The organism is Pedobacter sp. MR2016-19, from assembly GCF_014947265.1.
Taxonomy (GTDB): Bacteria; Bacteroidota; Bacteroidia; order Sphingobacteriales; family Sphingobacteriaceae; genus Pedobacter.
The window spans coordinates 51,521-67,443 of record NZ_JADCNK010000026.1 but is presented as its reverse complement, the minus strand read 5'-3'; the positions used below and the strand labels follow the sequence as shown (position 1 = coordinate 67,443).

Below are 15,923 nucleotides of genomic sequence, written 5' to 3'. Positions count from 1 at the left end.
CAACTAGAATGGGGTAGTCGTTTAACTATATCCTGAAATTTAGGAAACGGTGCTTTTTATTTTATCATCTTAACGTATTGTGATAAGCAATGAAGAATCGTCATTGCGAGAAGGCTTTTTCAGCCGACGAAGCAATCTTTATAGCAGAATCACTAGCATGAAAGATTGCCTCGTCGTTCCTCCTCGCAATGACGATCCTTTACTAAAACTGTCTATGATAGTGGAGTGTAACCAAACCTGGAATCTACGGAGAGGGTCGTCACCCTGAACTCGTTTCAGGGTCTCATCAATAACGATTTTCAAAAATAGATGCTGATCCCGATATAATAGAATCGGGACAGCAGGACGTATCTTTGAGAATGTCCTTCCAATAGCAATTCCTTTTTATTCCACCACAGCTACGTGGCCTCCCCTATCATTATCCAATATATATCCATAAGGATCTATAGCCACCGTTTTTGGCTTATGCCCAACAATGATTGACAGTTTGGTTTTATGCTGATTTATATAAAGCTTTTGGGCGTATTTAGGTTTGGTATCAGCTTGCCAAGCTATTTCTAATTGATCAAAACAAGCGAGATCAATCTCAAGATTTGGTAATTGTTTGTTGCCATCACTTAATCTTTCAGCATCAATTTTAAGATCAATTTTAAATTTTCCATTACTCAGCTTTTTACAATTGATCACTTTAATACCCAAATCATAAGTAACCACCTGATTAAAACAATCATCTATAAATTTCTTCTGTTCAGGCGAAGTTTCCTTTAAAATCGCATTAACCAAATCCGCTGCTGTAGCCTTGGGTTTCGGGTTTTCATGATCGGTAATGAGTTGCCTTAATACTGCATTAAACTTTTCCTCTCCTAATAATTCCTTCACCGCATACATCGTTAATCCTCCTTTTTGGTAATGCACATAAGCCTGATCTAAAGTTTTGGCCAGTGGCAATTCCTTTTCACCGTTATTTCGGTTTAAAAAATAGAGGCTATTGTCATAAGCTAAATATTTTCTCAAATACATTTTACCAAAAGCCTTTTCAATCAGCACATTTTCGGTGTATTTAGCCAACGATTCGGTGAGCATGGCATAACCTGCAGCATCTGCAGGGGTCAATATATTTGCCCACCACTGGTGTGCAGTTTCATGCGCGGCAATGGCGTAACTTTGGTCAATGGCACTTTTCTGACTATAATTCCCCAGAAAATTAATGTTCTCTGCACTGAAAACTAATCCGGGATAAGCTGTTGCAGCACCTTTATATTGAGGAATCTCGGCGATGCTTAATTGTTTTAACGGATATTTAGCAAAATTCAGATTACCATAATCCATGGCATCTCTAAGTCCCTTAAACATACTTTTCAGGTTATACTCTTGTCCAGACTGATAATACACCCTGAGCTCTACTCCCTTGTGCTTTTCCTTTTTTACTGCATACTTTGCACTGCTTAAGGCAAACATAAAATTAATCGGACTTGAAGTGATGTATTTGAAATATCTTCTGTTGTTAGATATCCATTGTTTTTGCAATTCACCAACAGTAATTACCAGCTTATCAACGGCTGTAGAAATTGTGGTTTCTAAATCGATCAGTTCGTATGTTTTGTTAAAATTGGGCTTGCTGGCTATTTCGGCTAAACCTGCTTTTTTCCGGGCGCGTTTATCTTCGCTCTCAAAATGATAACAATAGCCCAACTGAGGTACAAATTTCTCCATCTCGATGTAAGTTCCATTTTTCACAATTGAATTTTCACTATCAAAAGGTGTAAATCCATTTCTGATTACTTCAACAGCGAAATTCATTATTATTTCCTGATTAGGTTGCAATGGCGTTTTTAAAGTGATAAACAGCTGATTAAATGTTTCATCTCTTTCGCTTTTTTTACTTCCAATAATGGTTATAGAAAATGAATTTACAGCGGGGCTGGCGTAGGTCCATATTTTAGCAATAGGTATTTTAGATTCATTTTTTAAACGGTAAGTACCATTAATAGTATATTTTCCTTCATTTGGATATAGGTCGACATTCGTTTTAACGGCTTTAATTACAGGCTGAGGCTGGCTTGACAGCGCTTTATATTTCTGCTCGTAAGCCAGACTCCAATCTAACTGCTCCTGTTTATTTTTATACTTCCCAATGATATTGGTTTGATGATAAATAAATGCGCCACAGGAAAGCCAGACTAGCAAGGCTAAAACGGTAATCCATTTATGCTGCTTCAATGCCAAACTTATGGATGCAAATCTCGCTTTAGCCTTATTTTCAACCGAACGCTGCCACAACCCAACGGTTAAAACCGCAAGAACCATTACAAAAGCCGACCAATACAGCATATACCAGTTAAATGCATTCGCATAATAGCCAAAACCGTTAAAATAAGAATGTAATAAATCAGGCACTGTTGCAAAGCGGAAAAGATAGTGTGCTAAACCAAACCTTTCTGCATACGAAACCAGGAAAACCACGATCATGCTCAGCAACATACCTAGATACTTGTTTACACTTAAATTCTGGATAAAAATAATGAGCACCACAAAAAGCAACAAAGGGAATGCGCTGTAATAGTACAACGATAAATACAAGGGCAATTCAATCTGAAAATAACCATGAGTAAGCTGCAGCACAATACCAATCCCAATATTTAAAGTAACGAGGATGAAAACCAGCATAAAAAGACTCAGGGCTTTTGCCATCCAAAAAGCTAAATTCTGAACAGGTGTACTGTAAATCAACGAATGAATACTTACTGATTTTTCTCTGCTAATGGTTTCTGCAGCATAAAAAATAATCAGGACAAGTCCGAATTTCATTGAACGTATTTCTTCGATAATGATGCCTGTTGCCGGATAACTATGAATACCATAAACACCATTAAACAGCTGGTCTTTCAAATCCACCCCGAATATAAACACCCACAACAGGAGTATTACCATAATCGGGATGTTTTTAAATAGGAATATCATTTCGAGTTTAGACTGCGCGAAGAAGGTATTCATGTGGTAACGAAAACCATTTGATGATACCGGTAAAGCACGGTAAGGAATCAGCTCAAACTGCTCTGCTTTAAAGGTCTTAATTTTTACCTGTCGTCGCTGCTGCACGCGGAAATTGAATAAACGATAGCTAACCAGCATTAGCAAGGCTGTAAAACCAAGCCAAAATAACCTGTTCAGTAAAAATGCACCTTCAACAGGGAACAATTGTTGATTGCGCTGTAGATCAGTCCAGGTTCTGGTTTCGCCAAAAAAGGAGGCTAGCGCAAAAGGATCTAAAAGTAGAGGTAAAATATCAGGACTACCAGCTTTCATTGTCGATGTAGCTAACAAAGGGGAATTGCCAAATATCGAAGCCAGCATATACAAAATGTAAATCAACACCCCCATTACGTAGATTGCGCGTACACTTTTGCTTAATATCGCTGTACAAAATAAGATTGCTGCTGAGAATAATACATTGGGTAAGGCAAAAACTAAAAGTGGCTGTAGAAAATAGCTGAGATGAAAACTACCTAACCGATCGGCATCGATGAAGAAAGTGCCTACATAAATCCCCAGGGCCACCAATGCCAATAAACTAAAAACCGAAATGATCAGGCCTAAAAACCTGATCACAAAATAAGGAAGCTTTTTTATCGAAGTGGTAAAAACAACTGCTTCCATTTTGTGCATACTATCCCTCAGCACCACATTGGCACTAAATAATGTACCCGAAAAAATAGAAAAAAGCGAAAGCAGAGCGATGATGTTGGTGATGACATAGGGCGAATTTTTATGCACGTCTTCCGAGCCGAATCCACCCTGTACCACACAGAAATATCCCAGCATAAAAAACAAAAGAGCAGCCACTTTGAACGAGATCTGACCGAAATGGAATTTCAATTCAAATTTTAATAAATCTATAATCATACCCTCACCTCCGGATTTTGATTGGCAGAGCCAAATAATGAAGAAAAATATACCTCTTCCAAAGCAGGCAAAACAGGCTCGAAACCTGATTCAGGACATTCGTCGGCAAGTAAGAATACATTGAACCTTCCCGATATAATTTTGGTAGAAATTACATTAAAAACCGACGAATATTGAACCAGATCTGCCTTTTCGATTACCCTTCGCCAGATTTTTCCATCTAATTTCCCGGTCAGTTCTGCAGGTTTGCCTTGTAATATTAATCTGCCATTAGCCATCACCGCCATTTCGGAACAAAGGTCATTTACGTCTTCTACAATATGGGTAGATAAAATGACCACACGTGAAGCGCCGATCTCGCTCAGTAAATCATGAAAACGGTTCCTTTCCTGTGGGTCAAGGCCTGCGGTGGGCTCGTCGACAATAATTAACTGCGGGTTGCCCAATAAAGCCTGCGCAATGCCGAAACGCTGTCGCATACCACCAGAAAAAGTGCTGACAGCCCTTTTTCTTACTTCAAATAAATTGGTCTGTTGCAAGAGTGAAGTCACCTGTTCTTTTCTTTCGTTTTTATGCTGCAGACCTTTTAACACGGCCAGGTGGTTCAACAGATCAAGCGCTGAAATTTTAGGATAAACACCAAAATCCTGTGGCAAATAACCCAGTTTATTCCGCATTTCCTGGGGATTTTGCAGCACATCATTTCCATCAAAATGAACCTGACCGCAGTCTGGTAGCTGTAAGGTTGCAAGCGTCCGCATAAGTGACGATTTACCTGCTCCATTCGGCCCCAATAAGCCGAACATGCCATTTGCAATGTTAAGGGTAACATCATCAAGGGCCTTTACCCCATTTTGATAAGATTTTGTAAGTTGCTGTATTTTAAGCCGTACCATTTTATTTTAAATAAGATGGAAGCAAATTATACCGATTAAACCGATCTGTTAAATTTAAGTGACGAAGGAAGCTGAAATGATGATGAAAGGAAAAAATAACCTGATATTCCTTTCGTCATGAAAAATGAACCTTTCGTCATCTATATTTTAAACAACCTGCAAAGTTTCTTAATTTTAAAGAATGGAGAAAAATTGGTCTGTGAGGACACAGACCATGGGGATGGAAAGATTAAAAACAAAAAATATTATCGCATCGGTTCGTGTCTCCACGAACCGAAATAATAATACGAGTGTGGTATGTGAACTCACGGATACATTAAATACGAAATGCTCAATACAAAGAATTTAAAATTCAGTTATAAATACCAGGACTTTTTCATATTTATTGGCCTTTTGTTGTGGATAGCCATATTTAACACTTACAGCTTAACCAACAATATTTGGTTAAGCTATGTCAACTGCATTTTGGCCCTGGGTTTCTGTTTGCTCCCCGTATTTATTTTTTCTTTTGCTAAAGCCGAATTAAAAAACAGGCTCAGCAAAAAACATTATGCTATTTATTGGGGTATTTGTTTCTTAATCGCACTTCCTCTGTTTACACTTATTGCATTTTACCTGCAAATCGTTAAGCTTGATGATGGTGTTTTTACTTTAACCGCTTTGGCAGCAGTAAGCCTCGAATTAATGCTGATGGCTAATCAATACTACCAGAAGAAAGTACAGCACATTAAGTGGATCAAAAAAATCGGCCTGGAGAATGCTGTTCTCATTACCATCATTTTACTCGCAGCAACGATATCAGTAATGGCCGTTTCTAGCTTAGACAATCCCGTTTACCAAAGAAAGGGGTTCCGTTTGGTCGGTTTCGAATTTGACATTAAGCTACTCTTGCTCAATTTTGGGACGTTTTTAGGCTTTTTTTCACAATTCCTGATCATGTACTTATGTGGATACCTGCTTTTCCTGATCAATAGCCGTTTACTTGTGTCTAAAATCCTTAAAGAGAAAGGTTTGATCGTTTACCTTTTATCACTCTCAGCAACTGTTGCTGTTCTTTATCCACTATTGGCCCAATTGTTAATTTTGTTGCCGATAAACACGGTTTTTGGCCGGAGTATATTCGTAAATAATCCTTTCGAGCTTGAAAACGCATTTGGGGCCTTTGCCATTATGCTCATCAGTTTACCAGTAGTTCTGGCGCTGCAATGGGCGAAACAGAACAACAGGATTCTCTCTTTAGAAAAAGAAAAATCGCAAACTGAACTTGATTTATTAAAACAACAACTTAATCCACATTTTTTCTTTAATACGCTTAACAACCTTTATGCATTAAGCCTGCAAAAATCAGATAAAACACCAGAAAGTATTTTGCAATTATCAGAACTGATGCGTTATACGATTTACAAAGGACAGGAAAAAACAGTTAAACTTTCGCAGGAGCTGGATTATATTAATGATTACATTCAACTGCAGCAAATCCGTTTGCACAAAACCTTACATTTCGAATTTGAAAAGCAGGTTACGAACGATCAGATAGATATTGCCCCACTGCTGCTTATTGTACTTATCGAAAATGCATTTAAACATGGTATAGAACCAGCAGAAGATGCGACTACTTTAAAACTGTCGTTAATCAGTAATGATACCACGCTTATTTTCAGTTGCGAGAACTCTTTCGATCCTGAAGAGGTAAACGAGATTAAAGGAATTGGGATTGATAATTTGAGAAAGCGGCTCGAACTGATTTATCCCAGCCGTTATACATTGGAAATTACCACCATTGCTGATATCTTTAAAGCGGAATTAAAACTCAAGCTAACATGAGCTTACGTTACTTAATAATAGATGATGAACCTCTTGCACACGGTGTAATTACTGAGTATGCAAAAGATATTCCTTTTATTTCAATTACCGGCCACTGCTACCGTGCTACAGAAGCCCTGGATTTTTTGAGTAAACAACAGATAGATTTAATTTTCTTAGATATCAGGATGCCAAAACTAAACGGTCTGGATTTTTTAAGAACGTTGCAACATCAACCACTTGTTATTATTACTTCGGCATACGAAGAATACGCTTTAGAAAGTTTTGATCTGGCCGTTTGCGATTACCTTTTAAAACCCTTCCGATTCGATCGTTTTTTAAAAGCCGTTAACAGGGCGCTGGAATTTTATAACCTCAAAAAACAAACTGCTGGTCCTATTGAAACCGAAAAAGCAGAGATCAAAAGCTATGGGCAAATCTCTATTAAAGCAGACAAAAAACACATCCTGGTAAAAACCGAAGAAATACAATACCTGGAAAGCCTGGGTAATTATGTAAAAGTCTGGAAAAACGATAATTTTCTACTAACACCCAGAACATTGGCTAGTTTTGAAGATCAGTTATCAACCGATTATTTTGTCAGAATTCATAAATCCTTTATTCTCAACAAAAAATACGTCGATTATTTAGAGGGAAATACCATTGTGCTTAAAAACGGTCAGGAGGTTCCTATTGGTAAAAATTATAAAGGGGTAATCAAACAGTTGCTCGATATTGAGGATTAAATTAACCGATCTTTAACCAGCCTGTAATACTCATCCTTTGTTTATGGGTAAGCAACACCTCGTGTGCCAGGTCTGAACTTTTAAAGAAAACACTTTTACCGTTATTGGGCGAGATATTCTGTTCCTCATCAACATGGTAAATGCGCAGCTCTCCCCCATCTTCTATTTTCCAATCGCTATTCAGATACATAATCATCGAATATTGCCGGCTTCCATTGTTATGAAACTGATCGATATGTTTTTTATAGAACGTACCCGATTCGTAAAGCGTATAATGAAACTCATAGCCAGTAATGCCCGTATAACAGCTACGGTTTAAATAGGCAACAAATTCGTCCATCAGATCGAAAAAATTATTTTCGTATTGGTTGTTATGCTTTTTGTCTAACCAGTAAATGACATCGCTCCTGATCAGTTTATCCTGATTCACAACCAAATTATTACCCACACCAGCATTTAAAAGTTTTTTGTTTTCAAATAACCCGATCAGGTTATCTTTAAGGTGTGCTGCCAAAGAAACATTTAAAAAATTCTCCGCAATCCCCACTTTATCTTTGATAAAACTATCAATAAGGCAATCAAATATTTTCTCCAACAGATAGGATTAATCTTAAAACAGCTCGCCTAAGGGAGGTAAGGTAGTCTTAATTAATGGCTAAGATGTCATTTCTAAAATTTATATTTGAAACCCCAAAAGCGCTACTTATGCAAAATATTTTCCCTGCCCAATACTCCACTTTATCAGCCCTTGCTTTAAAAGATTATTTAATTGAAACTTATCAGTTAGATCCATCCACAACATGCCGGTTACTCATCCGTAATGTAAGCGATACTTATATTCTGGAAAATCAGAATCAGAAATATATCTTCAAAATTTACCGCGATGCACACCGTAAACACAATGAAATTGAAGCTGAAGTAGAATTGCTTAATATTTTAAAGACAAATGGAAACTCAGTTTCCTACCCGATAACGGATGTGTTTGGGAAACAAATCCAACAGTTTAATGCCATAGAAGGTTTAAGAAATGGTGTACTATTTTCCTTCGCTGAAGGAAAAGTGATTTTGGATCTGGAAAATGTACACCTTGTTCAATTGGGTCAGGACATTGCCACCTTACACCAAAGCACATCTTCCATTAAACTGAATAATGCAAGACCGGTATTCAACTTTGAAACGACTTTATTTGAGCCTTTGCGCGATCTAAAACCTCATTTTACAGAAATGCAAGAGGAATTTGAATATCTGACGAACATCGCAGATAAAGTCGTTAAAAAGTTCGAAGGATTTGATACTTCAAAGTTCAGTTATGGTTATTGCCATTATGATTTTTTTCCAAAGAATTTCCACTTTGATGAGCAGGGAAAAATTACCTTCTTTGATTTCGATTTTGCAGGCGAAGGTTACCTGATTAATGATTTGATGACTTTCCTTAACCACTATTTCTTCCATCAGCTGAATAATCTAATCTCTAAAGAACAGGCTGAAAAGGATTTCGAAACCTTTCTAAATGCTTATCAAAAAGTACGCCACTTAACCGATGATGAATTAAAAGCCATTCCTTATCTGGGGATTACCTTTCATATTTTCTTTTTGAAGTTCTTTTATGACAATTACGATGATTGGTCGAATGCGTTCTTAACCCCTCGTTACACGAAACACCGTATAACGCTCATTAAAAAATGGGAAGAAATGTATTGTAACTTTTAGCTAATGCTGTCTTAAATCTCGCCATCCTTTTTTATCTTGTATATTAATTCAAAATCAATAAGATGGATCAGAAAATAATCAACCTGTACGATGAGTATACCCACAGTCAGGTAAGCAGAAAAGATTTTATGAGAAAGCTGGCTATCCTGGCGGGCAGCACAGCATTAGCCATGACTATTCTGCCTATGCTGGAGAATAACTATGCCGCTGCAGCAGATTTTAACAGTGATGGTATCGATGTTGAAAATATTACCTACGCTGGTGTTGATGGTGAAATGAAAGCTGTGCTGGCGAAACCAAAAGGCAAAAAGAACCTGGGATGCGTACTGGTGATTCATGAAAACAGAGGTTTAAATCCACATATTATTGATGTAACGAAACGTGTTGCCGCCGAAGGTTTCCTGGCGCTTGGTGTTGATGCGCTTTCTCCACTTGGCGGAACACCAGCAGATGAAGATAAGGGGCGCGAGTTGATCGGTAAATTAGATCCTGAAAAAAACTTACAGAATTATTTAAAAGGCCTGGAGTATTTACGCAACAGAAAAGACGGCAATGGTAAAGTAGGCTGTGTGGGCTTTTGCTGGGGCGGTGGAATGGCCAATAAATTAGCGGTTAACGATCCGAAATTGCAGGCGGCTGTAGCATATTATGGCGCACAGGCCAATGCAGCAGATGTTCCTAAAATTAAAGCGAGTTTAATGCTGCATTATGGCGGCCTGGATGAACGCATTAATGCCGGAATTCCAACTTATGAGCAGGCTTTAAAAGAAAATAAAATTGATTACAAAATTTACATTTATGATGGTGTAAACCATGCCTTTAACAATAATACCTCACCTACCAGATATAACGAAGCTGCCGCAAAACTGGCCTGGAGCAGAACAATTGATCTGTTTAAGCATAAATTGGCGGTGTTGACGCGGTAGTAATAATTTCTATCATAAGATCTTCATTGCGAGAAGGCTTTTTCAGCCCAGCGTTGTAAGATTGCTTCGTCGTTCCTCCTCGCAATGACGATTTCTTGCGATAGTGATAATTAATCGGCAAGACACTTCTAAGCTGCGCTCAGATGTCTTAGGTGGCAAAAACCAGCCTAAAACAAATCCGTCTTCAGCATGGTCTTCAAAATATTCGATTGCACATCGAAATTATTGAGGTGGTTCAGGAAATTAATATCAGATATTTTATGGTAACTATCTTCTAATAAATTAACAACTTCATGTGGAATGGCAGTTTTTAAAACCGCAGCATTACTTTTTAATTTATCATTTTTATATTGTAGTTCCTGTACAATCCTTTCCCGCTCCGAAAGATTATTAGACATATCCAAATCTTTCAGAATGGTTAAATCGCAGAATAAAAACAGGTTTCTGCTGGGGAAAAACAGGTAATAATTGTCAATATCTAAAAATTTATAAACTTCTATAACCAGCTCGCCTGATTTTAAGCCAATGTAAAATTCAGTCCGAAAATCGTATTTACACAATTTACCCATCAGTTTTTTCTCGATGGTGGCATACACATTGGTATATACTTGTTTATCCTGAAAATCAATTAGTTTGGCAAATTGATCCGTAGTGAGATCGAAATAAAAATCGTTAGCGTATTTAGAACTAAAAACGTTGATATTTTTAGAAAATGGAAAATCGGAACTGAGCTCAGACAATACACTGAACAGCTTCCGTAACGATAAGTTAATTTTAAGTGACTGTTTCTGTTTATCCTGCTGAAAACTTTTCTGATCAACGAGCGTATTTGCCATCCGATCGATCAGTTCTTCGTTCAGGTCAATTTCATTGTAGATGAGCGATACGTTTTTCTCATTGCTCTTTTTAATCTTTTTGAGCAGTTCAACTACACTATCGGTAAATTGAAGATGGAAAAGATCTAATTTTTCGATCTCCAACTCTTCATTATTAGCAAAAAGCTGATGAATAACCTGACTACGTAAGTAAATTTTATAAATCACCTCATCATCAAAAAACACAGAGAGCAACTGTAAACGGTTGATCTCTGCGCTTGATTTTTTGAGAATATTTAAACGGTATTCATCCATATTTTTATTAACTCACCCTCGTAACGTTCTTTTTCAACTCTGTTTCCAAAGTTTTAAGTTCGCCATCTAACACTCTTCTACTCTGCGCACCTGCTTCGTGAATCTGTTTCACCTCATTAAGCGTTTCAATCAACGATGAAGTGGTTCGTTTCAAGGTTTCCAAAGATACCACAGTTTTTTCATTCTCTCTGGCTACATCAATACTGTTTTGTTTCAGCATCTCCGCATTTTTCTGTAAAATGGTATTGGTGGTATCCGAAATTTTCTTCTGCATCTCTACATTGGCCTTTTGCCTTTGTAATGCAACAGCAATCGTTAATTGATTTTTCCAAACCGGAATAGTGGTAGAAACAATCGATTGTGCTTTTTCTGCAATTGAAGTATTGTTGTTTTGTACCACACGGATCTGCGCCAAAGACTGCAACATAATGAAACGCACAATCTTCATATCGGCAAGTCTTTTATCCAAACGGCTAATGAAATCCCTTAAATCGGCAATTTCATAATCCTGGTAATCTGCCGGCCGACCTTCCATTTCGGCCAGTTTAATATTCAATTCGTTGTATTTTAGTTGACCAGCGATAATCAGTTCTTCCATCTGGTGGATGTAGCTAACATTGCTATCGAACATGGTTTGCAGCGAACTGTTGTCTTTAATTGAATTTAACCTTCCAGCTTTAATCTTGTTGGTAATTTTGTCGATATTATTTACCACCACGTCATATTTCTGAAAAAGTTTCTTCACATCAACTACTAAACTTTTTAAGAACGGGATTTTAGAGATGAAACTCTTAAAGCCGCTCTGTTCCAATTCAGAAACATCGATATAATTCAATTCGGTTAGCAATTCGTTAATTAAACCGCCAACTTCGCCACTATTGTAGGTACGTACAGACGATAAAAACTCGTTACTGTATTTCTCCATTGAGTTTTGTGCATCGCTTCCGTAATTCAGGATCGAATTTACATCTGATGGTTCCAGCGATTTTGCAATTTCATTGTATTTAAGCGTTTCCTCCGAGGTTATTTTCTCGAGATCCACATTGCCATCTTTATCCAGTTTAACCGGAGTAAGGGCTTGGGTAACGTTCGGGTTGGTTTCCATAGTTTGATAATTACCAGCTTTACGGCTTATAAATAGTTTTGAGTTACGGTTTTAACAGTATCTTCCAGTTTTTTATCTTTGGTTGGTTCGCCAATGGCATTAAATTTCCATTCACCGTTTTTCTTGTAAAAAACGCCCATCACCATTGATACGTGACCTGCAAAATTTGCTCCGTTAGCAATATCGAATTTAGCAAAAACCTCATTAACACGTTTCGTTGTGCCTTCATAAATACGGATGGAAGCAAAAGGAATGGTACCAAAATCATGACCTCTAAAGCTGTTCAAAACAAAGGCAACATAATTTACATTAGCATCCAGCTGTGAAAAATCAAGTGTGATCACCTCATTATCTAAACCATCATCGCCTCCCATATCGCCAGTTAAATCATCGCCACTGTGCTTTACAGAACCGTTTTTAGATTTCAGGTTACCGAAATAAACTACCTCTAAAAGTTGTTTGTTTTCGTTGTATAATGCACAGCTTCCATCTAAATCTACCGCTTCTTTCGAAGATCCAAAACCGAAAAGGCCTTTCTTTTCAATAGCACCCCAGTTAATACCTACACAAACATTCTGAAGTTTGCTACCATTGCTTTTTTCCAGACTGATGCGCTGTCCTTTTTGAAGATTGATTGCCATAATATTATTGATATTTGTTTAAATAATCCTGTAAACCACCTTTCATTCCTACGCCAACAGCTTCAAATTTCCATTTGCCTTCGCGTTTGTAAATCCTTCCGAATTCTACAGCTGTTTCAATAGAGAAATCTTCTTCTAATTCATATTTCAAGACCACCTCATTGGTTACCGCGTCAAAAATACGGATGAAAGAATTTCTAACCTGACCAAAATTCTGTCTTCTGTTCTCAGCATCGTGAATGGTTACTACAATACAGATCTCGCTTACTTTAGCATCAGCTTTGGTCAAATCAATTTTGATCTGTTCATCGTCGCCATCGCCATCGCCAGTTAAGTTATCACCTGTATGTTCTACAGCACCATCCGGAGAAACCAAATTATTATAGAATACAAAGTTTTCGTCTGAAATTAATTTTTTCTGATCGTTTAGTAAAAAAATTGAAGCATCTAAATCGAATGCAGAACCTGTTGAAGAGCTGTTGGTATCCCATCCTAAACCTATTGTAAATTTAGGAGCATCAATATTTTCTCTCTGCCCCTTTTGCAAATTAATAGCCATATTTAAATTAATTTATAATTGTTGTTTTTGATATAGTCTTTTATAAGATGTAAGTTTTTCGAATACGCCTCTATAGTATGATAATTATTCCCCAGAGATAAATCGTAAAGCTGGTTGATAAAATCTGTACTCCGGCGTTCTAAAAAAATGGTAAAACTGCTCGAAGTAGTATTTAAAATGTATTTCACAATACGGGTATTGAAACAAAAATTCCCACCATCGATAATTTCTTCCAGGTCGAAAATAGATTTGATCTGATGGTAATTCAGAAAGTTCTCTACGTTGGGATGGATATTTTCATTCACCAGTTCGGCAAAATAAAGCATATGCATTTCGTTCTTTAAACCATATTCTTTTGCCATTTTTAAGATCATGCGTTCATGGCTTCCGGTAATCCTGATATCATCCAAAAACAAAAGTGTTTTACCGGTCAAAAAATCCTTATCGATGTGAAACGAATCGTTACCAATTAGCGAAAGCCTTTCTTCTGCACTTAGTTCGCCGTAATCTTCTTTGTAGGTAATGGTTCTGTGCACTTTGGTTTCCTGTACCGCTAAACCGCCATTTTCGACCAACCAACGGTTAAGTTGGCAAACGAAATAGTTTTTCATGGCAAAAGTTGCGGTAGGAATAAAACTATAAGGACTGGAAATGACCACAATCTGATCGGTGATTAGATTATCGGCCAGGTAATACCTGATAAAACCATCAGCGAGGTCTTTCCCGAAAGATCGGGCAACAAGGTCATCGCCAAACTTAAAGCGACTATAATCGTCGGCACTAAAGCCAAAATCGACTGTATTGTCTATTTTATGGAGCGAGAAATTATACGGTATCATAGAGTAGGTTTGAGATAGATAAATTGTTTGAATTGATCAGCATACTATTAATTCCCATTGCTTCTGCTCCGCGAACATCAGCATGGGGGTTATCTCCAACATGGATGACATCTGTTAACAATAATTCGGGGTGTTTTGTTCTGTCGATGCGGTCTAACATCAACTGAAAAAAACCTGCACTGGGTTTCGACATACGCACTTCATCAGAATAAAGCTGAAAATCGATAAACTGACCAATACTTAAATGTTCAATTACTTTTTTTAAGGTCTTACCTTTAATAAAACCCGTGTTACTCAATATATTGGTAGTGCTTTTGCCCGAATCTTTAATTTTTGCCAGTACATCCAAACAATGACCACAGTAAAGCTTTGGCATATGGTCAAATACAATCTGCTCCATGTCATGATCGAGTACTTTAAGGTCTACATCATTAAAGTTGAAATCGTAGTCATTGATCATACTGATGATCATTAAATACATTTCTTCAGCATCAACATTTTTACCGGCTTTTTCATTAATGGCGTTTACCATTAAATCTACCTGACGGAAAGTGATGCCAATTTCATCAATGCTTTTATGCTTGCTATTAAAATTCCTAAAAAAATACTGTACCCGTTCCTGCTTGTAAGTTGGATTAGATTTAATCAACGTTAACCAAAGATCGAATGAGTAATGTTTGTAAAAAGCCATTGCACCTTATTTACTAATCTGTTTAATAGATTCTAATATTACAAATTTGATTGTGTAATCAGAAGCGGTTGATTGTAAGATTTATGACAGATAAGCTTTAAGACTTATCCAATACTTCTTCGGCTTCATCCGAAATAACAATATCGCTTTTGTGTTTTTTGGGATAGTTAAAGAAAAGAGAGGTTAATACAGGTATGATGAAAATGGCTACAGTAAAAATAGATACGAAAAGATCTGTTTTTTCTCCTTCAATGGCATGAGAAATTGGCGACTCGGGATAAAAATGCGTAAATAATGAAGAGGTAAGTTTAATACCCAAAACACCAATTACGATAAAGGCAACCGTTTCTAAAAAGGTGAATTTTTCCATTAATTTTACAAAAGCCTGCGCCACAAAACGCATGGCCAAAATTCCGATAAAAACGCCGATATAGATTAACCAGATATGATCGGTAAAAGCCACCGCAGCAAAAACGTTATCAATAGAGAAGGCTAAATCCATTACTTCTACCAAAGCAACGGTAGCCCAAAAAGTACCCACTAAACCAACAGTCGATTTATAAATCCAGCTTTTGCTTTTATCTACTTCCTCTTCTTCCTCATTCTTTTTACTGTTCTTTTTTCTAAAATAATCGAAAGCAAGGTATAACAGGTATAAACCACCAAGTGGTTTTAACCACCAGATTTTAACCAACCATGCTGCCAGGAATAAACAAATACCCCTGAAAACATAAGCACCGATAATGCCGTATTTTAAAGCCTTTTCTCTTTGCGATTTTGGCAAATCCATTACCATCGTTGCCAAAACAGCAGCATTATCTACCGACAGCAAGCTTTCGATCACAATTAAATTTAAAATAATTAATAATCCGGCCTGTATATCATCACCTAAAATTGTATGCAAAAAATCCATTGAACGAGTGTGTATGTTTAAATTAAAGTTTTAGTTGACAGCAAAGAAACAAAATTTTATC

Annotated in this window: 14 protein-coding genes; 4 read left to right on the top strand and 10 right to left on the bottom strand. The window is 37.1% G+C overall.

Translation table 11 applies throughout. The annotated features are described in order from the left end of the window. Positions 1–384: 384 nt before the first annotated feature. Complete coding sequence (locus tag IM793_RS22540) at positions 385–3,903, bottom strand: M1 family aminopeptidase (protein ID WP_193425363.1); 3,519 nt, start codon at positions 3,901–3,903, stop codon at positions 385–387. Continuing rightward, complete coding sequence (locus tag IM793_RS22535; protein WP_193425360.1) at positions 3,900–4,799, bottom strand: ABC transporter ATP-binding protein; 900 nt, start codon at positions 4,797–4,799, stop codon at positions 3,900–3,902. The genes IM793_RS22540 and IM793_RS22535 overlap by 4 nt, the downstream gene beginning before the upstream one ends. Before the next feature lie 327 nt (positions 4,800–5,126). On the opposite strand from IM793_RS22535, the gene IM793_RS22530 reads away from it, so the two are divergent. Together IM793_RS22530 and IM793_RS22525 are read left to right on the top strand one after the other, a co-directional pair. After that, positions 5,127–6,623, top strand: coding sequence for a sensor histidine kinase (locus IM793_RS22530; RefSeq protein WP_193425357.1), 1,497 nt, complete (start codon positions 5,127–5,129; stop codon positions 6,621–6,623). Further along, on the top strand, positions 6,620–7,348 hold the full coding sequence (locus IM793_RS22525; protein ID WP_132402927.1) for a LytTR family DNA-binding domain-containing protein: 729 nt from the start codon (positions 6,620–6,622) through the stop codon (positions 7,346–7,348). Before IM793_RS22530 ends, IM793_RS22525 begins: the two co-directional genes overlap by 4 nt. Before the next feature lies 1 nt (position 7,349). Here IM793_RS22525 and IM793_RS22520 read toward each other — a convergent pair whose 3' ends face one another. Next, complete coding sequence (locus IM793_RS22520; RefSeq protein WP_193425355.1) at positions 7,350–7,943, bottom strand: 2OG-Fe(II) oxygenase; 594 nt, start codon at positions 7,941–7,943, stop codon at positions 7,350–7,352. A gap of 110 nt (positions 7,944–8,053) precedes the next feature. Between IM793_RS22520 and IM793_RS22515 the strand changes: the two genes are divergently transcribed. Together IM793_RS22515 and IM793_RS22510 are read left to right on the top strand one after the other, a co-directional pair. Then, the gene (locus IM793_RS22515; protein WP_165902747.1) at positions 8,054–9,058 is read left to right on the top strand and encodes a phosphotransferase enzyme family protein; all 1,005 of its coding nucleotides are present in this window, start codon (positions 8,054–8,056) and stop codon (positions 9,056–9,058) included. Positions 9,059–9,120: 62 nt separating this feature from the next. Continuing rightward, positions 9,121–9,984: a dienelactone hydrolase family protein gene (locus tag IM793_RS22510; protein WP_132402906.1), complete on the top strand. Its 864-nt coding sequence runs from the start codon at positions 9,121–9,123 to the stop codon at positions 9,982–9,984. 167 nt (positions 9,985–10,151) lie between these two features. Here IM793_RS22510 and IM793_RS22505 read toward each other — a convergent pair whose 3' ends face one another. The 7 genes from IM793_RS22505 to IM793_RS22475 all read right to left on the bottom strand — a co-directional run bounded on the left by IM793_RS22505 (position 10,152) and on the right by IM793_RS22475 (position 15,862). Continuing rightward, positions 10,152–11,114: a hypothetical protein gene (locus tag IM793_RS22505; protein WP_132402903.1), complete on the bottom strand. Its 963-nt coding sequence runs from the start codon at positions 11,112–11,114 to the stop codon at positions 10,152–10,154. A 7-nt stretch (positions 11,115–11,121) separates the two neighbouring features. After that, positions 11,122–12,219, bottom strand: coding sequence for a toxic anion resistance protein (locus tag IM793_RS22500; RefSeq protein WP_193425352.1), 1,098 nt, complete (start codon positions 12,217–12,219; stop codon positions 11,122–11,124). A 26-nt stretch (positions 12,220–12,245) separates the two neighbouring features. After that, positions 12,246–12,860, bottom strand: a complete 615-nt coding sequence (locus IM793_RS22495) for a TerD family protein (RefSeq protein WP_132402897.1) — start codon at positions 12,858–12,860, stop codon at positions 12,246–12,248. Between the two features lie 4 nt (positions 12,861–12,864). After that, the gene (locus tag IM793_RS22490; RefSeq protein ID WP_132402894.1) at positions 12,865–13,419 is read right to left on the bottom strand and encodes a TerD family protein; all 555 of its coding nucleotides are present in this window, start codon (positions 13,417–13,419) and stop codon (positions 12,865–12,867) included. Positions 13,420–13,421: 2 nt separating this feature from the next. Continuing rightward, positions 13,422–14,258, bottom strand: a complete 837-nt coding sequence (locus tag IM793_RS22485) for a phosphoribosyltransferase family protein (protein ID WP_132402891.1) — start codon at positions 14,256–14,258, stop codon at positions 13,422–13,424. Further along, positions 14,245–14,949, bottom strand: coding sequence for an HAD family hydrolase (locus IM793_RS22480; protein ID WP_193425349.1), 705 nt, complete (start codon positions 14,947–14,949; stop codon positions 14,245–14,247). The genes IM793_RS22485 and IM793_RS22480 overlap by 14 nt, the downstream gene beginning before the upstream one ends. 97 nt (positions 14,950–15,046) lie before the next feature. Next, positions 15,047–15,862 (bottom strand): DUF475 domain-containing protein, encoded by an 816-nt coding sequence (locus IM793_RS22475; protein WP_193425347.1) that lies wholly within the window; start codon positions 15,860–15,862, stop codon positions 15,047–15,049. Positions 15,863–15,923: the final 61 nt, after the last annotated feature.